The organism is Saccharothrix sp. NBAS 001, assembly GCF_056640475.1.
In genome coordinates this window covers 2,946,803-2,967,123 of the sequence record NZ_CM153251.1, presented here as the reverse complement: position 1 = coordinate 2,967,123, position 20,321 = coordinate 2,946,803, and the positions used below count along the sequence as shown (strand labels likewise).

22 protein-coding genes are annotated in these 20,321 nt (G+C 73.7%); 8 read left to right on the top strand and 14 right to left on the bottom strand.

The window, feature by feature from the left end:
- Positions 1 to 153 precede the first annotated feature (153 nt).
- On the bottom strand, positions 154 to 1,893 hold the full coding sequence (locus AC0HI0_RS12615; RefSeq protein WP_480932508.1) for a carbohydrate binding domain-containing protein: 1,740 nt from the start codon (positions 1,891 to 1,893) through the stop codon (positions 154 to 156).
- Between the two features lie 171 nt (positions 1,894 to 2,064).
- The gene (locus tag AC0HI0_RS12610) at positions 2,065 to 2,514 is read right to left on the bottom strand and encodes a hypothetical protein (RefSeq protein ID WP_480932507.1); all 450 of its coding nucleotides are present in this window, start codon (positions 2,512 to 2,514) and stop codon (positions 2,065 to 2,067) included.
- Positions 2,515 to 2,663: 149 nt separating this feature from the next.
- On the opposite strand from AC0HI0_RS12610, the gene AC0HI0_RS12605 reads away from it, so the two are divergent.
- A complete protein-coding gene (locus AC0HI0_RS12605) occupies positions 2,664 to 3,755 on the top strand; it encodes a sensor histidine kinase (protein ID WP_480932506.1) in 1,092 nt (363 codons plus the stop codon).
- Complete coding sequence (locus AC0HI0_RS12600) at positions 3,745 to 4,392, top strand: response regulator (protein WP_480932505.1); 648 nt, start codon at positions 3,745 to 3,747, stop codon at positions 4,390 to 4,392. The genes AC0HI0_RS12605 and AC0HI0_RS12600 overlap by 11 nt, the downstream gene beginning before the upstream one ends.
- Before the next feature lie 4 nt (positions 4,393 to 4,396).
- Here the strand turns inward: AC0HI0_RS12600 and AC0HI0_RS12595 are convergent, their stop codons facing one another.
- Both AC0HI0_RS12595 and AC0HI0_RS12590 read right to left on the bottom strand, forming a co-directional pair.
- A complete protein-coding gene (locus tag AC0HI0_RS12595; protein ID WP_480932504.1) occupies positions 4,397 to 4,828 on the bottom strand; it encodes a hypothetical protein in 432 nt (143 codons plus the stop codon).
- Between the two features lie 35 nt (positions 4,829 to 4,863).
- Positions 4,864 to 5,205, bottom strand: a complete 342-nt coding sequence (locus AC0HI0_RS12590; RefSeq protein ID WP_480932503.1) for a gamma-glutamylcyclotransferase family protein — start codon at positions 5,203 to 5,205, stop codon at positions 4,864 to 4,866.
- 138 nt (positions 5,206 to 5,343) lie between these two features.
- Here AC0HI0_RS12590 and AC0HI0_RS12585 point away from each other — a divergent pair, with 138 nt between their 5' ends.
- Both AC0HI0_RS12585 and AC0HI0_RS12580 read left to right on the top strand, forming a co-directional pair.
- The gene (locus tag AC0HI0_RS12585; RefSeq protein WP_480932502.1) at positions 5,344 to 5,634 is read left to right on the top strand and encodes a hypothetical protein; all 291 of its coding nucleotides are present in this window, start codon (positions 5,344 to 5,346) and stop codon (positions 5,632 to 5,634) included.
- Positions 5,635 to 5,644: 10 nt separating this feature from the next.
- Positions 5,645 to 6,649: a hypothetical protein gene (locus AC0HI0_RS12580; protein ID WP_480932501.1), complete on the top strand. Its 1,005-nt coding sequence runs from the start codon at positions 5,645 to 5,647 to the stop codon at positions 6,647 to 6,649.
- Here AC0HI0_RS12580 and AC0HI0_RS12575 read toward each other — a convergent pair.
- Entirely contained in the window at positions 6,634 to 7,020 is a 387-nt protein-coding gene (locus tag AC0HI0_RS12575; RefSeq protein ID WP_480932500.1) for an SH3 domain-containing protein, read from the bottom strand. The genes AC0HI0_RS12580 and AC0HI0_RS12575 overlap by 16 nt on opposite strands.
- Before the next feature lie 171 nt (positions 7,021 to 7,191).
- On the opposite strand from AC0HI0_RS12575, the gene AC0HI0_RS12570 reads away from it, so the two are divergent.
- Positions 7,192 to 8,106: an ArsR/SmtB family transcription factor gene (locus tag AC0HI0_RS12570; protein WP_480932499.1), complete on the top strand. Its 915-nt coding sequence runs from the start codon at positions 7,192 to 7,194 to the stop codon at positions 8,104 to 8,106.
- Positions 8,107 to 8,158: 52 nt separating this feature from the next.
- Positions 8,159 to 9,382 (top strand): cytochrome P450 family protein, encoded by a 1,224-nt coding sequence (locus AC0HI0_RS12565; RefSeq protein WP_480932498.1) that lies wholly within the window; start codon positions 8,159 to 8,161, stop codon positions 9,380 to 9,382.
- A gap of 10 nt (positions 9,383 to 9,392) precedes the next feature.
- Here AC0HI0_RS12565 and AC0HI0_RS12560 read toward each other — a convergent pair whose 3' ends face one another.
- Entirely contained in the window at positions 9,393 to 9,854 is a 462-nt protein-coding gene (locus tag AC0HI0_RS12560; RefSeq protein WP_480932497.1) for a hypothetical protein, read from the bottom strand.
- A 126-nt stretch (positions 9,855 to 9,980) separates the two neighbouring features.
- Entirely contained in the window at positions 9,981 to 10,589 is a 609-nt protein-coding gene (locus AC0HI0_RS12555) for an SDR family oxidoreductase (protein ID WP_480932496.1), read from the bottom strand.
- A 33-nt stretch (positions 10,590 to 10,622) separates the two neighbouring features.
- On the opposite strand from AC0HI0_RS12555, the gene AC0HI0_RS12550 reads away from it, so the two are divergent.
- Positions 10,623 to 11,258, top strand: coding sequence for a TetR/AcrR family transcriptional regulator (locus AC0HI0_RS12550; RefSeq protein ID WP_480932495.1), 636 nt, complete (start codon positions 10,623 to 10,625; stop codon positions 11,256 to 11,258).
- A 146-nt stretch (positions 11,259 to 11,404) separates the two neighbouring features.
- Positions 11,405 to 11,923 (top strand): EF-hand domain-containing protein, encoded by a 519-nt coding sequence (locus tag AC0HI0_RS12545; RefSeq protein ID WP_480932494.1) that lies wholly within the window; start codon positions 11,405 to 11,407, stop codon positions 11,921 to 11,923.
- 16 nt (positions 11,924 to 11,939) lie between these two features.
- Here the strand turns inward: AC0HI0_RS12545 and AC0HI0_RS12540 are convergent, their stop codons facing one another.
- Genes AC0HI0_RS12540 through AC0HI0_RS12510 form a run of 7 tightly spaced genes read right to left on the bottom strand, consistent with a single transcriptional unit; the run spans position 11,940 to position 19,904 of the window.
- Entirely contained in the window at positions 11,940 to 12,452 is a 513-nt protein-coding gene (locus AC0HI0_RS12540) for a GNAT family N-acetyltransferase (protein ID WP_480932493.1), read from the bottom strand.
- A complete protein-coding gene (locus AC0HI0_RS12535; protein WP_480932492.1) occupies positions 12,449 to 12,787 on the bottom strand; it encodes a DUF6204 family protein in 339 nt (112 codons plus the stop codon). Before AC0HI0_RS12535 ends, AC0HI0_RS12540 begins: the two co-directional genes overlap by 4 nt.
- Before the next feature lie 44 nt (positions 12,788 to 12,831).
- Entirely contained in the window at positions 12,832 to 13,362 is a 531-nt protein-coding gene (locus AC0HI0_RS12530; protein ID WP_480932491.1) for an HPP family protein, read from the bottom strand.
- Positions 13,359 to 14,081: a respiratory nitrate reductase subunit gamma gene (gene narI, locus AC0HI0_RS12525; protein WP_480932490.1), complete on the bottom strand. Its 723-nt coding sequence runs from the start codon at positions 14,079 to 14,081 to the stop codon at positions 13,359 to 13,361. The genes AC0HI0_RS12530 and narI overlap by 4 nt, the downstream gene beginning before the upstream one ends.
- The gene (narJ, locus tag AC0HI0_RS12520) at positions 14,078 to 14,665 is read right to left on the bottom strand and encodes a nitrate reductase molybdenum cofactor assembly chaperone (protein ID WP_480932489.1); all 588 of its coding nucleotides are present in this window, start codon (positions 14,663 to 14,665) and stop codon (positions 14,078 to 14,080) included. The genes narI and narJ overlap by 4 nt, the downstream gene beginning before the upstream one ends.
- Positions 14,662 to 16,215, bottom strand: coding sequence for a nitrate reductase subunit beta (gene narH, locus AC0HI0_RS12515; RefSeq protein ID WP_480932488.1), 1,554 nt, complete (start codon positions 16,213 to 16,215; stop codon positions 14,662 to 14,664). The genes narJ and narH overlap by 4 nt, the downstream gene beginning before the upstream one ends.
- Positions 16,215 to 19,904: a nitrate reductase subunit alpha gene (locus AC0HI0_RS12510; RefSeq protein WP_480932487.1), complete on the bottom strand. Its 3,690-nt coding sequence runs from the start codon at positions 19,902 to 19,904 to the stop codon at positions 16,215 to 16,217. The genes narH and AC0HI0_RS12510 overlap by 1 nt, the downstream gene beginning before the upstream one ends.
- Positions 19,905 to 20,321 lie beyond the last annotated feature (417 nt).

Genomic DNA, 20,321 nt, shown 5'->3' with positions numbered 1-20,321 from the left:
CGTGTTGGTGAAAGTTGCCTCGACAACAGGTTTTCCCATAGTGCGAAACGAACTGTGAACTGGTGAAAGGGAGTGTTCGGCGGAAAAGGACATAACCGGAAAACGGCGGGTGTGCCCTGTTCGGGGACACACCCGCCGTTTTCCGTCAGGCGACTAGCCGATGGTGAAGTCGTCCGCGAAGATCGACGGCTGGCCGTACCAGCCGTGCACGTACACGGTGACCGTGCCCGAGGAGTTGGTGGTGAACGGGACGGACAGCTGCGTCCAGTCGCTCGCCGAGGTCCACGCGCTGGCGGTCGCCCCGCCGCTCACGCCGATGAACGCGTAGTTGCCGCGCACCCAGCCCTTGAGCGTGTACGCCTTGTTCGGCGTGAGGGTGACCGTCTGCGACGCCTGGCCGTTGCCCGACCCGTTCGGCGTCACCTGGAGCGCGTGCGTGCCGGAGTGGGCCGGGGTGCTGACGATCGTGTCGCCGGGGGCCGTCCACGGGGTGAGCCCGCCGTCCTCGAAGCCGCCGTTGACCACCACGCCGCCGGGCACGGCGCCCTTGACCTTCACCGCGAACGAGGCGGAGTGCGTGGCCGACGGGCTGGTGCCGGTGACGGTGAACGTGTAGTCGCCGGGGACCGCCGTGGCCGCCGCCGCGACGGTCAGCGTGGCCGAACCGCCGGCCGTGACGCTCGACGCCGACAGGGTCGCGGTGAGACCGGTACGCGCCGGTCCCGCCGTGAGGGTCACCGTCTCGGCGGTGCCGGACGCGACGGTCGTGCCGACCGTCGCGGTGGTCGACGCGCCGGGGTCGATCGCCGCCGAGGACGGGTTGACGCCCAGCGTGAAGTCGTTGACCGGGTTCGGGGTCCCGCCACCGCTGAACGGCGCGAAGATCTTGGTGAACTCCCAGGTGCTCTGCGGGATGCCGGAGCAGTTGTCCGCCGCCGAGCCGCCGGGGCAGCCGCCGTTGTCGCGCTGGAGGGCCCAGAACGACAGGGTGTTGATGCCCTTCGCGATCGCCCAGTCGTACACGGTGCGGGCGTCGGCGATCTGGAAGGTCTCGCCGGGGCCGTAGTCGTCCACGCCGATCATCTCGGTCACGCCGACCATCGCCCACCGCTGGGCTTCGGTCTTGCCCGGCCACAGCTGGCCGATCTGGTTGACCAGGCCCTGCGCGGCGGTCTTGGTGTCGTTGGCCATCTGGTGCTGCTGGCCGTCGTAGTAGTCGAACGTCATCAGGTTCACGACGTCGATGCGGGCGTTGTTGGTGACCGCGTTGCGCAGCACCGCGAGGCCGCTGGGCGCGAGGCCGGTCGGCGTGGTGGGCAGGGTGTAGGAGAACTGGATGCTGCGGCCGTTGGCCGCCGCCCAGTCCTGGGTCAGCTTGATCGCCTTGTTGCGGCGGTCGATGCCCGCCGCGTTGTCCAGCGCCTCGACCTCGATGTCGAGGTCCAGGCGGCTCACGTCGTAGGTGGTGATGACGCTCTGGAACGCGGCGGCGATCTTCGCCACGTCCGTGCAGCTGTCGGCGATCTCGGTGCCGTTGTGGTCGGCGGTGTAGCCGCCGAACGACGGAATGGCGTCGCCGCCGTTGGCGCGCAGGGTGTTGATCTCGTTGCCGAACACGCTCTGCGAGATCGGCATCCCGGCGTCGCCGTTCCACAGCGGCGTGCAGGAACCCTTGGCCGCGGTCTGGAGGAACGCGAAGGTCAGGTACTTGGCGCCGGACTGCTGGGCGAGGGTGGCCGGGTTCTCGCCGGTCCACGCCTCGAAGTAGGGCGCGAACACCCGTGCGGGCAACGGCTTGGCCGCCGCCTTGGCGGGCGCGCCGGCGGCCGTCGGTATGAAGGACAGGGAGGTGAGCAAGGCCACCAGGAGTACGAGGACTCTGGACGGACGCATGTGCGCTCCAGGCAGGGGAAGGGACGCGGGCCCGGTAGGGGTCCGGCGGTGGCGACCGGCCATCAGAATTGGACTAGACCATAAGGGTTGTCAAGACGTCTCGCGGTATGCGGCATACGTCGTGAAATGTCCGCTGTCGTGCGATAAGTCCACTGTCGAGTCCACTGTGGACTAAACGCCGACGTGGGCCGGTTCGTCGCGCCGGGCGCGCCCCAGCAGAACCTGGCGCTGGGCGGCGAGCACCACGCCGAAGTACAGCACCAGGGTCGCGCTGCCCGCGCCCGGCGTGACCAGGCGTTCCACCAGCAGGTGCTGGCCGATGCCGACCAGCCACAGCACCGCGGTGAGCCACGTGCCCTGCCGCATCGCGCGGCCGCCGTCGCGCCACAGCCGCATCGTGAACGCCCGCAGCCCGGCCAGGCCGACCCCGATGCCGAGGCTGAGCACCAGCAGCAGCACGTCGGCCACCGTGGGCGTGACGTGCGCGAAGAACTGCCCCGCCCCGATCGCGCCGACCACCACCAGCACCAGCGCCAACCGCGACCGCTCGCGCACCGGCCGCGCCGTGAGCTGCCGCACCAGCAGCCAGCCCAGCACCAGCGCCGCCACCACCAGGTTCATCTGTTCCACCGTCGTCCTCCAGTTCGAAGTTCCCGCGTTCCACGGTGCGCCGGGCCGCGCGCGGGCGGATCGGCCCGGTGGGTGGAGATTCGGGTGGAGACGCGCCGCCGCGACGGCCGCGCGCCCGGTCGGCGACGATGATGGGAACCGTGACGACACCTGTCAGGCACCAGTCGGCGGTGCAGCGCGCGCTGCGGGTGGGCCTGAACGCGGCGGCCATCGTCGCGGCCGTGCTGGCGCAGTTCGGCGGCGACCGGCCGGCGACCGCGCCCACGCTCGCCGCGCTCGCGGTGTGGGCGGTGCTCACCCCGGCCGGGCGGGCACTCCCGCAGCCGTGGCGGGCGCTCGGGTGGACCGCGGTCGTCGTGCTCGCCGCGATCGGCGTGGCCGGCGGGTCGGTGGCCGCGCCGATCGCGCTGGCGGCCGGGCTGTTCGCGGTGGCGTCGGCGGTGGACGTGCCGCCGCTGTGGCTGGCCGGCGCGGTCGCGCTCGGCGCGGTCGCGTACGTGCTCGGCGGCGGCCTGTCCGAGCCCGACCCCTACGGCGTGCTGCTGACCACGGCGGTCGCCGCCGTCATCGGGTTCCTGAGCCGGCAGAGCGCGCTGGAGCGGCGCACGCAGCTCGCGCTCGCCCAGCGCAGGGCCGACACGGCGGTGCTCGGCGAACGTGCCCGGATCGCCCGCGACCTGCACGACGTGCTCGCGCACACGCTCGGCGGCCTGGTGCTGCAACTCGACGCGCTCGACGCCGTGGCGACCGCCCGCGACGCCGGGGGCGACGTGCTGACGCGCGTGCGGCGGGCGCGGGACCTCGCGGCGGACGGCCTGGACGAGGCCAAGCGCGCGGTCGACGCGCTGCGCGGCTTCCCCGGCCCGCTCGACGTCACGCTGGCCGCGTTGGTCGACCGGCAAGCGGCGGCCGGCGCGGACGTCGCCCTCGTGGCGCACGGCGACTTCGCGGACGTGCCCGGGTCGGTGGCCGACGTGCTCGGCTCGATCGCCGTCGAAGCGCTCACCAACGCCCACAAGCACGCGCCCGGCCGGCCGGTCCGGGTGGACCTGCGCGCGGACCGCGAGGTGGTGCGGCTGCGGGTCGACAACCCCCGGACCGCCGACGCGGCCGGTCTCGGCCACGGGCTGCGCGGGATGCGCGAACGGGCCGGGCTCGTCGGCGCGACGGTGACCGCCGGGCCGGACGGCGACCGCTGGGTCGTGGCGTGCGAGGTCCGGCGTGACGCCTGACGGCCCGATCCGGGTGCTCGTCGCCGACGACCAGGCCGCCGTGCGCGACGGGCTGGTGACGATCCTGGAGCACACCGACGGGATCACCGTGGTCGGCGTCGCCGAGGACGGCGCGCAGGCGGTCGACCTGGCCGCCCGGCTCGCGCCCGACGTGGTGCTGATGGACCTGCGGATGCCGGGCGTGGACGGGGTCGAGGCGACCGCCGCCATCGTCGCCTCCGGCGGGGGAGCGGCGGTCCTGGTGCTCACCACCTACTCGGACGACGCCTCGATCGTCGGCGCGCTGCGCGCGGGCGCGTCCGGCTACCTGACCAAGAGCGCCGGACGGGCCCAGATCGTCTCCGCGATCACCGCGACCGCGCACGGCCACAGCACGTTCGCGCCCGAGGTCACCCGGACGGTCGTGCGCGGCCTGACCGCCCGGACCCGGCTGGAGGAACTGGCCCGCCGCCACCACCTGACCGAGCAGGAGACGACCGTGCTGGACCTGATCGCGCGCGGACGCGCCAACCGGGCCATCGCGGAGAGCCTGTTCATCAGCGTGGCCACGGTGAAGACCCACGTGAACAACCTGTTCGGCAAGCTCGGCGTGCGCAACCGGGCCGAGGCCGCCGCCCTGGTCGAAGGCGGGCGGTGACCGGTCAGGGCGCCTTGTCCAGCAGGTACGCGTCACGCGCGTCCAGGTCGCCCCGGTAGTAGTACAGCCGGAACTCCTCCGCCGTCCCGGCCACGCCGAACCGGTACGCGCACCCGGCCTCGACCACGACCACCAGGTCGCCGCCGACCGGCAGCCCGCCCGGTGCCCCCGCCCCGGTGCTCGGCCCGGTGTTCGGTTCGGTGCGCCAGGTCCCCTTGCCGGACTTCGGGTCGCGGTCGGCCGGGCACTCGACGCCGGTCGACTCGGCGGTCTTGTCCGCGTTGAGCACCAGCGCCGCCCCCGACTCGTCCACCCACCGCCCGACCAGCGCCGACTCCGCCACGGCGGGCGAATCCGGCAGCGACTCGTAGCGGCGGTCCAGGCACCCCGTCAGCAGCAGCACCGCGACCGCCGCCCACACCACGTTGCTCCCCACGCGACGATCATCGCGCACCGCCGCTGAGCGGATTCTCAGCCGACGTCGGCGAGCACGTAGACCCACGCCCGGTCACCGGACCGCAGCGGCACCAGGACCCGCGTGTAGTCGGCCACCTCGTACGCGTCGGCCGCCGCCAGGTCCTCGTCGGTCACCGCGAACACCGTCCCGGGCACGCCCGCCGCGCCGTCGGCCGGCACCAGCACCGGGTGCCGGTCGCTGCCGCTGGTCGCGATGACGTGCGGGTCGGTGATGACGACCTCGCCCAGCGAGTAGCCGGCGATCTCGTCGTCGCGGCCGGGCAGCTCGCGGCCGAACACGGTGCGCTGCACCTCGGCCAGGCGGAGGGTGCCGTAGGAGAACAGGAGAGCCGACATGGCGGTATCCCAGCACACCCCGGTGCTGTGACCTGCGCCGCACGCGGAGGGCAGGTTGGTGCCAACCCCTCCCGTCCCGGGCGGTCCCCGGTCGATGATCGAGACCGTGCGGTACCCGTGGAAGGTGGGGGACTCGGGGTGAAGGCAGCGCTCGTGCTGGTGCTGGGGGCGATGGCGGTCGCGTTGCTGTTCGCGATCGGCGCGCTGGCCGTGAAGGCGTTCGGCGGGCTGTCGGACGTGGTCCCGCAGGTCGTGGACGCGGTGGGGCGCGGCGAGCCGGTCGCGCTGGTGGGTGTCGGCGCGGTCGTCGTGCTGCTGGTCGTGCTGGTCGCGGTGTGGGCCGGCGCCCGGCCCGGCGGGGTGTACCGCAAGGGCCATTGGGAGACCAGGGGCGAAGACCGGGTGTGGATCCCGGACGACGAACGCTGAGGGGACGACCGTGGTCGCCGTGGGAATCCTGGTCGCGTTGGCGGCGGCGACGGCCGTGTGGTGGCTGGTCGGCCGGTCGCGGCAGGCCCGCACGCCGGAGTGCGTCGGCTGCCGGCACCCCTACCGCGCGCACTCGGTGCTCGGCGGTCCGTGCCGGGTGGCGGAGCCCGAACCGTGCCGGTGCGCGGGCTACCTCGAACTGCCGGGGCGGACCCACCGGGGCGCGGTCGTGCCGGAAGCGGCCGTGCGGCCGTTGCGCCGGCTCGCCGACCAGTACCAGCCCGGGACCCCGGCGCACCGGGTCCTGGTCGACCTGGTGGCCCGGCGGGACCGGCTGATCGGGCTCGGGCCGGACGTGGCGCCCGACGCGCTCCCCGACGACGTGCGGCGGGTGGGTTGGCTGGAAGTGCTGGGACGGCGCGACCGGTTGGCGCTGCGGTGCGTGCGCGAGGTCCTGGGGTCGGTCGGCAGCCGGGAACTCCCGTTCCGGGGGTGGCAGGAGGTCGACCCGGGCACGCCGCACGGCGCGGAGTGGGCGGCCCGCCTGCGCCCGGCCGGGCGGACGGCGGCCCACGAGATCGTCGACACCGGGCGGCGCGCGGGCCGGTGCCTGGTCGACCCGGACAGCGGCGCTCCGGTGATCCGGCGGCGCGGCGGGATCCTGCACGCCGCGGTGCCCGGACGGCTGCCCGGGGCGGAGGTGTTCGGCGAACTCGTCCTGGTGGACGTGGCGCACCTCGTGGCGGTCCGGCAGGCCATCTGGGTGCGGACGTCCTCCGGCGTGCTGCACCTCGCGCCGAGGGCGTCGGCCGGGCGGTGGTCGCCGCAGGAGTTGGCGGAGTTGGCGGGGTCACTGCTCGCCGACGCCGACACCGACACCGACCCGGCGGACCGGGTCGGTCGACGCGGACCGGCCCGGCGGGTGCCGGCCGACTTCTTCGACCGGCGATGGCTGTCCGGCGGGGTGTTCACCCGTGCGGAGCTGGCGGCCGTGCGGGATCAGAGCCGGCAGTAGTGCCTGCTGCCGCCGTCGGGCAGCAGGTCGTCGCGGGTCCAGCCCGGCACGCCGGTGCGACCGTTGCGCAGGTAGGTCCACGTGGCCGCGTCCTTGCCGCGGGTGTAGCAGTAGTAGTCCAGCTGGTCGGCCGGCTCGCTGGAACCGCGTGCGGCGCAGCCGAGGTCGGAGCCGGTGCGGATGCGCGCTCCGGCCGTCGAGCCGGTGATGTGGGAGATGGGGTCGAGGTCGCTGGGCGCCCCGCTGCCGCAGTCGGCGTGCCGGGGCGCGACCCCGTCGCCCTTCGGTGCCGCGCCGGCCGGTGCCGCGAGCAGCGCGGCGGGCACGGCGACGGCGGCCACGGCCGCGGCGACCCTGCTGATCGTGTTCATCGAATCCCCCCTGGAATTGATCGGGTCGAGTGGAATCGACCTTCCTCCCTGTGGGTGAACCTGACCAGAATGTTGCGTCCCGACGAAAGTTCGCGACAACAATGTGCCCAGGGGGAAGCTACTTCACGGGGGGAATCCGTGTTGCGCGTCATATTCACCACTGACGACCTGGTGCGCACAACCGTGGCACCGACCGCCGACCCGTTGTGGGAGGTGGTGCTGGGCGGTTGTCGGCTGCGTGACCGCGATCGCCCGGCCGCATTTCACGAGTGGGCGCTGGAAGTGCGCCGGAGACTCGATTCCCGCAGTCCGGCGGTGCGCGTGCTGCACCTGCTCTCGCCCGCTCCGGACCTGCTCACGCCACCCGAGGGGGCGGCCGGGCTGGAGGAGGGGCTGGCCGCGCTGCGGGCCACGCCGGCGCACCGGGTCCGCGCGGAATTGGGCAGGTTCGGGCCGGTGCCGGAATGGGTGAGGCCGTTGGCCACCGGTGATCGGCGGGCGCTGGGGGTGCTCGCGGACATGCTCCGCCATCTGCATTCCCGGCTGGTCGCGCCGTATTCCGAGGAGATCCGCGAAAGCGTGAACGCCGATCGCGCGCGGCGGGCCCGCGACCTGGTGGACGGGGGCGTGCACGGCCTGCTCGCCGGGCTCGGCCCGTACGCCCGGTGGCAGCCGCCGGTGCTGGAGGTCGATCACCCGGAGGAACGCGAACTCCCGTTGCGCGGGCGTGGCCTGCGGCTGGTCCCGTCGTACTTCGGCAGGCGGCGGCCGAGCACGCTGGCCGACCCGGCGGCGCCGCCCGTGCTGGTGTACCCGCTGGAGGACGGCGACCGGTGGAAGGGCGCGCAGGCGCGCAACCTCGACGCGTTGCTGGGGCCGACCCGCAGCGCGGTGCTGGAGTGCGCGCGGACCGGCGCGGGCACGACGGAACTCGCCCGGCGCGTCGGCACGTCACCCGCGTCGGTCAGCCGGCACACCGGCGTGCTGCGGGCCGCCGGACTGCTGCGGACCAGTCGCTACGGCACGCAGACCGTGCACTCCCTCACCGTGCTGGGGGAATCGCTGCTGGCAGGCCGCCAGCGGTAGCCGGGCATTCGGGGACTTGTACAGAGGGTGTTCGTCTGATCACCATGGGTGTATGGAGCCCCTGCGCCTGGACCAGCACGGCCACGACATCCACGCCGAGATCGCCCGGTTGCGCGCACGCGGCCCGGTGACCCCGGTCGAACTGCCCGGCGGCGTCCTCGCCTGGTCGGTCACCCGGTACGACCTGGTCAAGCGGCTGCTCGCCGATCCCCGCGTGTCCAAGGACGCCCGCCGGCACTGGTCGGCGTGGCGCGCGCAGGAGATCCCGGACGACTGGCCGCTGCACATCTGGGTGTCGGTGCGGAACATGTTCACCGCCTACGGTGCCGACCACAAGCGGTTGAGGTCGTTGGTGGCCAAGGCGTTCACCGTGCGCCGCACCGAGGCGCTGCGGGCCGGCGTCGAGGCGATCGCGGCCGACCTGCTCGACGAACTCGCCGCCGGGCCGGACGAGGCGGACCTGCGCGCCGGGTACGCCAACCCGCTGCCCATCGAGGTGATCTGCCGGCTCATCGGGGTGCCCGACGACGCCCGCCCGGGGCTGCGCCGGGCGGTGGACATCATCTTCGACACCGCCGCGACGCCCGAGCGGGCCGCGGCCAACCAGCTCGACGTCTACCGCATCCTGGACGGCCTGGTCGCCACCCGCCGCCGGGACCCGCGCGACGACCTCACCAGCGAGCTGATCGCGGTCCGCGACGAGGACGACGGCCGGCTGACCGAGACCGAGCTGGTGGACACCCTGATCCTGTTCATCGCGGCCGGCCACGAGACCACGGTCAACCTGCTCGACCACGCGATCGCCGCGCTGCTCACCCATCCCGACCAGCTCGCCCTGGTCCGGTCCGGCGAGCGGTCCTGGCGCGACGTGGTCCAGGAGACGCTGCGCTGGCAGCCCCCGGTCGCGAACCTGCCGCTGCGCTACGCGGTGGAGGACCTGGAGGTGGACGGCGTGACGATCCGGCGCGGCGACGCGATCCTGGTCTCCTACGCGGGGGCGGGCCGCGACCCCGCGCTGCACGGCCCGACCGCCGACGGCTACGACCTCGCCCGCGCGGACAAGGCGCACCTGTCGTTCGGGTACGGCGTGCACTACTGCCTGGGTGCTCCGCTGGCGCACCTGGAAGCCGAGATCGCGCTGCCCGCGCTGTTCGAGCGGTTCCCGGACCTCGAACTCGCCGTGCCGCCGGGGGAGTTGCGGCCGGTGCGGTCGTTCATCTCCAATGGTCACGACAGCCTGCCGGCCCGGCTGCGGCGGCGGGGCGCGGGCACCTGACCCGCGCGGGTCAGCGGAGGCGCTGTTCGAGGGCGTCGGCGATCGCGGCGGCGCTGACCCAGTGGTCGGCGGCGCGGGCGCTCGCGGGCAGGTCGATGGTGGCCAGCGGCGGTTCGGCGAGGTGGATGTCGGGGCCGGCGGGGTAGAGGCGCAGGGTGGTCGCGCCGGGGTGCAGGGGGAGCACGGCGGGGGTGTCGTCGACGGTGCAGGCCAGGGCGATGACCTGGTGGTCGTCCGCCGCCGGGTCGACCCGGACCTGGTCGGTGCGGACCTCCACGCCCTTGCCGGCCAGCAGGGCGGTGACCGCGTCGGCGAGGCCGTCGCTGGCGGCGATGAGGCGGGCCCGGCGGAGGATGTCGGCGTAGTGGGCGGTGTGCTCGTCGGCCTGGCCGTCGGGTGCCGCGGTGCGGAGTTCGGTGAAGCGGGCGCGGGCGTCCTGCTCGACGCGGGCGAGGTCGACGGTCTTGGCCATGCCGGGTGGTGCTCCTGCCTTGCGGTGCTCGTGGTGACGACAGACTGTACGTCGCCGCACCGCAAAAGTGCGGACAGGAGTGGTGTGTCGGTACACCCTTTCGGGGGTACGGGGGCGTCCGTCCGGTCAGCCGCGCGGGCCGAGGAACAGGCCCCCGCTCGCGTCGATCACCTGGCCGGTGACCCAGCGGGCGGCGTCGGAGGCGAGGAACGCGACCACGTCGGCGACGTCGTCGGGCTCGCCGAGCCGGTCGAGCGCCGTGCTCGCGGCGATGAGGTCGGCCAGGCCCGGCGCGGCGAAGGCGTCCCAGTTGGTCGCGGTGCGGGTCGCGCCGGGCGCGACGGCGTTCACCGTGATGCCCCGGACCCCGGGTTCGTTGGCCAGGGTGCGGCTCATCGTCTCGACCGCGCCCTTGGTCATGGCGTTGTCGACGAGGACGTCGAGCGGCCGGCCGGCGAGGCCGGCCTCGACTCCGGCGAAGAGGGTGTCGACGTCGCCCGCCACGCCCAGTTCCGCGCGGACGGCGAACGCGCTGCCGCCGGCGCGCCCGATCTTGGCGACGGTCGCCGCCGCGCCGTCCCGGTCCGTGCCGTAGTGCACCGCGACCGCGGCCCCCATCCCGCCGAGCCGGGTCGCGATCGCCCGTCCGATGCCGCGCGAGGCCCCGGTCACGAGAGCCGTCCGTCCGGTCAGGTCGCTTATGTTCTCCCCTGAGGTGTGAGCAGCCACCGTCATGGTAGTGACTACCACTGAGGTAGTGTCTACCAGATGACCGAGCGGCACTCCACGCTGCGGGCGCGGCGGCGGGCCGAGACCCAGCGCACGATCCAGCACCACGCGGTGCGGCTGTTCACCGAACGCGGCTACGACGCCACGACCGTGACCGAGGTGGCCGAGGCCGCCGGCGTGTCACCGATGACCGTGTACCGGCACTTCCCGACGAAGGAGGACCTGGTGCTCGTCGACCGGCACGGCGAGCTGATCGCGCGGCGCGTCGCCGCCTCGTCCGCCGCCGACCCCTTGGTCCGCCGGATCGGCGGCGCGCTGGTCGACGCCGCCGGGACGTTGACCGGCGGCCCCGGGGCGGACGGGACCGGGCCGACCGTGCAGGCCGAGTTCCTGCTGGCCCGCCTGCGGCTGATGATCTCCACCCCCGCCCTGCGGGCCAGGCACCTCGACAACCACTACGCCCTCCAGCAGGCGATCGTCGGCGCGCTGGGCGACGACGCCGGCGACCCGGACCGGGCGTTCCACGCGGGCGCGGCGGCCGGTGCCTGCCTGGCCGCCCTGCACGCGGCCCTGGTGCGGTGGGCGCAGGACGACGGGCGGACCGGGCTGGCCGACCTGGTCGCGCGGGCGCTCACCGCCGCGTTCGGCGCGGACGTCCTGGCCCGGCAGGGGTGAGCGGACGTCACCCGTCCGGTGGGATTCCGCCGCCGTCCGCGAGTCGGGCCGCACCGGGGTCGCGGGCGCGGTGAAGCATGGGCGCGGCTTGCCGGACGACGGGGTTCGCGGGCGCGTGAGGACCACAGCGGAAGGACCCACCGACTATGTCTTCGGAAGCCGCCCGGCGCATCGAGTTGTTCTTCGAACTCCTCGACGTGGACGGCAACGGCCGCATCGACGCGCACGACTTCGTGCTGCTGGCCGACCGGCTCGTCCGGTCGGTGCCCGGTGCCCGTCCGGACGCGCGGGAGGCGCTCGTGATGGCGTGCGGTTCGTTCTGGGCGGCGCTGGCCGCCGAGTCCGACGCCGACGACGACGCGACCGTCACCGCCGACGAGTTCCGCGCGTCGGTGACCTCCCCGGACCAGTTCGCCGACGTCATCGAGGAGTACGCGGAGGCGGTCAGCCGGTTCGGCGACCCGGACGGCGACGACGTCGTGAGCCGCCACGACTTCGTGGCGATGACGGCCGCGGCGGGCTTCGACCGCGAGAAGTGCGAGGAGCTGTTCGACGTCCTGAGCGAGACGCCCGACCGGCTCGCGCGCGACGTCTGGGCCGAGTGCATCCGCGACTACTACACCGGGACGAAGGAAACCACGCCCGGCAACGTGATGGTCGGCTGAAGCCGCCGGAGGGCCCTCAGCGGGCCGGGCGCTCGTAGATGATCTCCAGGCCGTCCTCGTCGTCCCACTGCTCGCCGTTCTCCACGAACCCGTACTGGGCGACCAGCCGGTACGAGGCCACGTTGTCCGGGCTGATGGTCGCCCGGACGGTGCGCACGTCGGGCTCCTCGGCGGCACGCCGCAGCAGCGCTTCGAGGGCGGCACGGGCGTAGCCGCGCCGGCGGTGCTCCGGGTGCACCGCGTAGCCGACCTCCACCATGCCGTCCTCGTCGGGCGGCCCGTGGTAGCCCGCCCGCCCCACGGCCAGGCCGTGCCGCTCGTCCCAGATCACGCCCGTCACCCACGCGGCGCTGGCCGGGTCCTGCTCGGCCTGGAGGTGCCGCATCCGCCACACGCCACGCCACTCGGGCCCGGCGAAGTAGTCCGGCAGCGCCACCGGGGCGGCGTCGTTCGCCGCCGCCGCGTCGCCCGCCGCCAGCGCCCGGAACACCGGCCCGGTCAGGTGCACGATGCGGACCTCGGGGGTCACGCCCGCCGCTTCGGCCGGTTGACCTTCATCAGGTCGACGTCCGTCGCGGACGCCCGCAGGTCGCGGAAGTCCACCCCGAACTCCTCGACCGCCCGCGCGGCCAGGGTGAGCGCGCGGTCGCACACCGCGCGGTCGGTGTCGGCGACCTCGGCCCGCAACTGCACGCGGTAGCTGAAGAAGTCGAGGCCCCGGTCGTAGGACAGCGCGCCCTGCTCGGAGAACCCGTTGGTGAGCACGCCGTGCGCGTCGACCTCGGCCAGCAGCCGGGCGCGCCCCGCGTCGTCCAGGTCGGTGAACCGGCCGCGCACCATGACCCGGTAGGTGTGTTCCGCCATCTGCTCTCCACTGTCGCCCACGTGCTCCGGTCGCACATGCTCGATCAAGTGGACTCGCGCCGCAAACGGATATCCCCCGCGACGTCGGCGGGGCGCCACACCGGGTACGGGACGCCGGCCAGCCGGTTGAGCACCCAGCCCGTCACGGTCAGCAGCACGACCCCGACCATGACGACGGCCAGGTGCGCGGGCGTGTGCAGCACCCCGAGCGCGACGATCAGCGTGGTGGCCCCGGCCGGCGGGTGCGGCAGGCCCGACCACACCATGCCGGCGCACGTCAGGGTCAGCGCCAGCACCGCCGCCCCGGCCCTGGTCCACGTCACGTGCTCCAGGTCCGCCGGGACCTCCCACAGCCCGAACGCGGTCAGCCCCACCGCGCCGGACAGCACGCCCACCAGGTGCCCGGACAGCGTGTTGCGGGGACTGGCCGCCGGGTGCGCCGGCGTGGCGAACAGCAGGTACGCGGTCGGCCCCAGGGACGGGAACACCAGCGGCACACCGGCCACCACGGCCAGCGCCCCGATGAGCAGGGTCGCGAGCAGCACGCTCACCGCCGGGCGCAGGGCCGCCCTCACCGCTCCTCCCAGCCACGCGGGGCCGGTCGCGCGGCGGGCCGGTCGTCCCGGCTGCGGTAGACCAGGTAGGGCCGCACGAGGTAGCGCACCGGCGCGCTGAACGCGTGCACCAGGCGGCTGAACGGCCACAGCGCGAACAGCGCCATCCCGAACAGCACGTGCAGCCGGTAGACCAGCGGCACGTCCCGCATCAGCGCCGGATCCGGTTGCAGCAGCAGGATTCCCCGGAACCACGGCGAGATGGTGGCCCGGTAGTCGTAGCCGCCGCCCAGACCGTTGGTGAGCACGGTCGCCGCCATGCCCAGCAGCAGCGCCCCCACCAGCACCGGGTACATCAGCAGGTCGTCGCGGCTGGTCGCCTGCCGCACGGCGGGCACCCGCCACCGCCGGTAGAGCAGCACCGCCAGCCCCGCCGCGGTGGCCGCGCCGGTCAGCCCGCCCAGGGTGAGCGACCCGAAGTGGTACGCCTCGTCGGACACCCCCAGCCACCGGGTCAGCGCGGCGGGCACGAGCAGCCCGGCGACGTGCCCGCCGACCACGAACAGCAGTCCGAAGTGGAACAGCGGGCCGCCGACCCGCAGCAGCCGCGACTCGTGCAGCTGGGAGCTGCGGGTGGTCCAGCCGAACCGGTCGTGCCGGTAGCGCCACACCGTGCCGCCGACCAGCAGCAGGATCGTCAGGTAGGGCGCGACCACCCAGAGCAGCAGGTCGAGGGTCACCGGGGCCTCCCCGCGGTCGGGTAGCCGAGCAGGACCGGTTCCCGGCCGACCTGCTCCACGCCCTCGTCGCCGGCGACCGGCCGGGCGTCGTCGCGCGCGGGCAGGGTGTCCAGCACCGCCGCCACGACCGGCGCGTACGGCGTGCCCAGCGGCACGAGGTTGCGGTGCAGCAGCGCGACGGCGGGCCGGAACCCGGCCAGCAGCCGCCGCCCGGGCGTGCCGGTGCGGGCCGCGAACTCCAGCAGGACCGGCAGGTAGTCGGGGAGTTCGCCCTCGGCGAGCAGGAAGCCGTGCCGGCGGTACTCGTGCTTGACCGAGGCCAGCGAACCGCCCCGGCGGCGGGTGTCGCCGTCGGTGTACCAGGTCAGGTGCAGGCACCGGTCGGCCTTGGTGTCGAACACCTCGACGTAGTGCCGCGCGGCCTCGACCGGCGGCACCCGCTCCAGGTGGTCGAGCAGCCCGGCCACGCCCGGCGCGGGCACCTCGTCCAGGCAGCGGCGCAGCAGCGGCAGCAGGTGGCGCACCTCGTCGGGGTAGTGCAGGCAGTGCGACGCCAGCTGGTGCAGCACCCGGCGGCGGTTCACGACGGCCCGTCCAGGGTCGGGAACATCCCGGCGGGACGTTCGCCGTCGCGCCAGACGAACAGGTCCGTGCGGCCGGCGGCGGGCGTCTTCCCGTCGTCGAGCCCGGGGACGCCGTCGAGGCTGCACGCGGTCGCGATGCCTTCGAGGTCGTGCGCCTGCCCGACCCCGGAGGTCGGGATCACGTACCGGTCGTCGTACTTCGCGATCGCCAGCAGCCGGTAGAGCGACTCGGTCGTCTCGGCGGTCATCCCCACCGCGGCCGGTCCGCGCGGGTCGGCCGGCTCGCCGAGGTTGACCGAGCGCATGTGGGACCGCATGGCCGCGAGCCTGCGCAACGCCAGCCGCACCGGCTCCTGGTCGCCCGCCGTGAACAGCCCGGCCAGGTAGTCCAGCGGGATGCGCAGGGCGTCGATCGCGCCGAAGAGGTTGTCCGCGTCCTCGCCGTCGAAGCCGGTCGACGCCACGGCGTCCACCACGGGCGAGAGCGGCGGGACGTACCAGACCATCGGCATGGTCCGGTACTCCGGGTGCAGCGGCAGCGCGATCCGGTGCTCGACGATCAGCGAGTACACCGGGGAGCGGCGCGCGGCGGTGATCCAGTCGTGCGGGATGCCCGCGCGTTCGGCCGCCGCCGCGACCGACGGGTCGTGCGGGTCCAGGAACACCCCGAGCTGCGCCTGGTAGAGCCGCTGCTCGTCGGGCTCGCTCGCGGCCTCGCCCACGCGGTCGGCGTCGTAGAGCAGGACGCCGATGTACCGCAGCCGCCCGACGCACGTCTCCGCGCACACCGTCGGCAGGCCGATCTCCAGCCGGGGGTAGCAGAACGTGCACTTCTCGGCCTTGCCGGTCTTGTGGTTGAAGTAGACCTTCTTGTACGGGCAGCCGGTCACGCACATCCGCCAGCCCCGGCAGCGGTCCTGGTCGACCAGCACGATCCCGTCCTCGGACCGCTTGTACATCGCGCCGGACGGGCAGGACGCCACGCAGGACGGGTTGAGGCAGTGCTCGCAGATCCGGGGCAGGTAGAACATGAACGACTGCTCGAACTCGAACTTGATCTCCCGTCCGAGCTTCTCCACCACCGGGTCGGCGGGCGCGTGCTCGGGCGCGCCGCCCAGGCTGTCCTCCCAGTTGGGGCCCCAGCGCACGTCGGTCGGCGCGCCGGTGACCGCCGACAGCGGCCGGGCGGTCGGGGTGTCGTCGCCCAGCGGCGCGTCGGTCAGGTTGCGGTAGTCGTAGGTCCACGGCTGGTAGTAGTCCTCCAGCGCGGGCAGGTCCGGGTTCGCGAACAGCGACAGCAGCCGGCGCACCCGGCCGCCGGAGGCGAGTTCCAGCCGGCCCCTGCGCAGCCGCCACCCGCCGTGCCAGCGGTCCTGGTCCTCGTACCGGCGCGGGTAGCCCTGGCCGGGTTTGGTCTCGACGTTGTTGAACCAGGCGTACTCGACGCCGCCCCGGTTGGTCCAGGTCTGCTTGCAGGTGACCGAGCACGTGTGGCACCCGATGCACTTGTCCAGGTTCATGACCATGGCCAGTTGCGCCATCACGCGCATCAGTAGGTCACCTCCTGGCTCCGCCGGCGCAGCACGGTGACCTCGTCGCGCTGGTTGCCGGTGGGGCCGTAGTAGTTGAGCGCGAAGCTGAGCTGCCCGTAGCCGCCGATCAGGTGGGTGGGCTTGATCTGCAGGCGGGTCAGCGAGTTGTGGATGCCGCCGCGCTTGCCGGTGGTCTCGCTCTTGGGCACGTTCACCGTGCGCTCCTGCGCGTGGTACATGAACACCGTGCCGGTGGGCATCCGGTGCGACACGATCGCCCGGGCCACCACGACGCCGTTGCGGTTGACCGCCTCCACCCAGTCGTTGTCCGACACGCCGATCGCCGCCGCGTCGGCCGGGCTGATCCAGAACGCCGGCCCGCCCCGGGACAGCGTCTGCATGATCGGGTTGTCCTGGTACTCGGAGTGGATGGACCACTTCGAGTGCGGGGTGAGGTAGCGGACGGTCACCTCCGGGCCGTCGGGTCCCAGCCGGGGTTCGCCGAACAGCCGGTGCAGGTCCAGCGGCGGTCGGTACACCGGCAGCTGCTCGCCGATCTCGGCCACCCAGTCGTGGTCGAGGAAGAAGTGCTGGCGGCCGGTGAGCGTGTGCCACGGCTTGAGCCGCTCGACGTTGATGGTGAACGGGGCGTAGCGCCGGCCGCCGGACTCGTCGCCGGACCACTCCGGGCTGGTCACGACGGGGGCCGGGCGGGACCGGGTGTCGGCGAAGGTGACCCGGTGCCCCCGGTGCCCGGCGACCATCTGCCGCAGCGGCTTGCCGACCCGCTCCTCCAGCGCGCGGAAGCCCTCGTCGGCGATGCGGCCGTTGGTCGTGCCGGACAGCGCCAGCACCGCGTCGGCGGCCTTGCGGTCGGTGTCCAGCAGCGGTCGCCCGGCCGCCGGGCCGCGCGCGGCGACGCCGTTGGACTCGGCCAGCCACGCCAGTTCCGGCCCGACCTCCACGGTCCAGCCCTTGGTGGTCACGCCCTGCTTGTCCAGCACCGGCCCGAGCGCGGCGAGCTTCGCGGCGATCGCGGTGTAGTCCCGTTCCACGACGGTGAGCACCGGGAACGTCCGGCCGGGCACCGGCTCGGTCTCGCCGGCGCGCCAGTCCCGCACCACCCCGCCGGGCTGCGCGGTCTCGCCGGGCGTGTCGTGCTGGAGCGCGGTGGCGACCAGGTCGCGCCGCACGCCCAGGTGCGTGCGGGCCAGCTCGGAGACCTTCTCCGCGATGGCGTGGAAGGCGTCGAAGTCGGTGCGCGCCTGCCACGGCGGGTCGACGGCGGCGTTGAACGAGTGGACGAACGGGTGCATGTCCGTGCTGGACAGGTCGTGCTTCTCGTACCAGGTGGCGGCGGGCAGCGTCACGTCCGCGAACAGGGTGGTGCTGGTCATCCGGAAGTCCAGCGCCAGCAACAGGTCCAGCTTCCCCTCGGGTTCCTCGTCCCGCCACCGCACGGACTTCGGCCGCTGGTCGGCGGGCGCCCGCGCGGCCCGGACCTCGGCGCCGGTGCCGAGCAGGTGCCGCAGGAAGTACTCGTTGCCCTTGGCCGACGAGCCCAGCAGGTTCGCCCGCCACACGGTCAGCACGCGCGGCCAGTTCGCCGGCGCGTCCGGGTCCTCGCAGGCGAACCCGACCTCGCCCGAGCGCACCCGGCCCAGCACGTGCGCGACCGGGTCGACGCCCGCCGCGTCGGCCTCGGCCACCAGGTCCAGCGGGTTGCGGTCGAACGTCGGGTAGGACGGCATCCAGCCCAGCCGCGCGGACCGGGCCAGGCAGTCCGACGCGGTCTGCCCGGCGAGCCCGCCCGCCGCGCCCGGCCAGGTCAGCGCGTCGGCGGTGAGCCGGTCGTAGCGCCACTGGTCGGTGTGGGTGTACCAGTAGGCGGTGCCGATCATCTGGCGCGGCGGGCGGTGCCAGTCCAGCGCGCCCGCGAGGGTGGCCCAGCCGGTCAGCGGCCGCACCTTCTCCTGGCCGACGTAGTGCGCCCAGCCGCCGCCGTTGCGGCCCTGGCACCCGGTGACCAGCAGCAGGGTCAGGAACGAGCGGTAGACCAGGTCGGAGTGGAACCAGTGGTTGGTGCCCGCGCCCATCACGATCATGCAGCGCCCGCCGGAGCGGACGGCGGTGTCGGCGAACTCCCGGGCGATGCGCGCGGTCCGCTCGGCGGGCACGCCGGTCAGCCGCCGCGCCCAGGCGGGCGTGCCGGGGGAGTCCGGGTCGTCGTAGCCGCGCGGCCACTCGCCGGGCAGTCCGTCGCGGCGCACCCCGTACTGCGCCAGCAGGAGGTCGAACACGGTGGTGACGGTCCGGCCCGCGACCACCCGGGTCGGCACGCCGCGCACGACCATGCCGGCCCGGCCGTCCGGTTCGTCGAACCGGGGCAGCGCCACCTCGACCGCCGGTCCGCCGAGGGCGGTCAGCGCGGGCACCACCCCGTCGAGGTCGAGGTTCCAGCGGCCGGGCTCGCCGTCGCGGCGGAAGCCCAGCGAACCGTTGGGCACCACGGGTTCGCCGGTCCGCTCGTCGAGCAGGACGGTCTTCCACTCGGCGCCGGGCCCGGTGTCGCCGAGGTCGGCGGCGGTGAGGAACTTGCCGGCGACCGGCACGCCGTCTCGCTCCTCCAGGGTGACCAGGAACGGCAGGTCGGTGAACTGCCGCACGTAGTCGGTGAAGAACGGGGTCGGCCGGTCCACGAAGAACTCGCGCAGCACGACGTGGCCCATGGCGATGGCGAGCGCGGCGTCCGTGCCGGGGTGCGGTGCCAGCCACTCGTCGGCGAACTTGGTCGCGTCGGAGTAGTCCGGCGAGCACACCACGACCTTCTGACCCCGGTACCGGGCCTCGGCCATGAAGTGCGCGTCCGGCGTGCGGGTCACCGGGACGTTGGAGCCCCACAGCACCAGGTACGCGGCGTCCCACCAGTCCGCGGACTCGGGCACGTCGGTCTGGTCGCCGAACACCTGCGGCGAGGCGGGCGGCAGGTCGGCGTACCAGTCGTAGAACGACAGCATGGGCGCGCCGATCAGCGCCATGAACCGGGAGCCGACGGCGTGCGAGACCATCGACATCGCCGGGATGGGCGAGAACCCGGCGATCCGGTCGGGGCCGTGCCGCGCGATGGTGTGCACGTGCGCGGCGGCGACCATCTCGACCGCCTCGTCCCAGGTGACCCGGACCAGCCCGCCCTTGCCCCGGGCGCGGTGGTAGACCCGGCGTTTGAGCGGGTCGTCCACAACGGACGCCCAGGCGGCCACCGGGTCGTCGTGCGCCCGGCGCGCCTCGCGGTACATCTCGACCAGCACGCCGCGCGCGTAGGGGTAGCGCACGCGCAGCGGCGAGTAGGTGTACCAGGAGAACGAGGCGCCGCGCGGGCAGCCGCGCGGCTCGTACTCCGGGCGGTCCGGGCCGGTCGAGGGGTAGTCGACGTCCTGGGTCTCCCAGGTGATGATGCCGTCCTTGACGAAGACGTTCCACCGGCACGACCCGGTGCAGTTCACGCCGTGCGTGGACGGGACGACCTTGTCGTGGCTCCACCGGTCGCGGTAGAACGCGTCGGCCTCCCGGCCGCCCCGGTGGAAGGCGGCGCGGAGGTCGTCGGCGACCTCGGCCTCGGTCAGGAACCGCCCCGCGGCCAGCAGCAGGTCGGCGGCCCGGACCCGGCCGGGGACCGTTTTTTCAGCGCGTTGGAATGCCGCGCACATGGGAAACTTCCTTCCCCCGATGTGATCTGCGATTGGCGCGAGTTGCCGCCATATAACTCTCGGTGATGGGGTGATCACAGGTGTATGTGATATAGATCACACTCATTCTCGTCATTTCCGCCCGGCCGTCCGGCGGCACTATTCCGGCGGCGCGGTTCGTCGGAATTGACCGCCTCGGTTCACCCGATGCGCGGCAGAGGCCGCGATGGTCGACCCTTACAATCGACAGGCGGCGCGAGACCGTGGAGAAAGGTCTGCCATGAGCGCCGAAGCACTTCTGCACGTCCGGGCCGCCGTGTGGGGCCGGTCCGAGAACAGGATCGCCGTGCTGCTGCTGGAAGGTCGCGGCAGCACGCCGTTCGACCCCCTGCGGCTCACCGCGAAGGGGCTGGTGCCGGTCACCGACGTGGCGCGGAT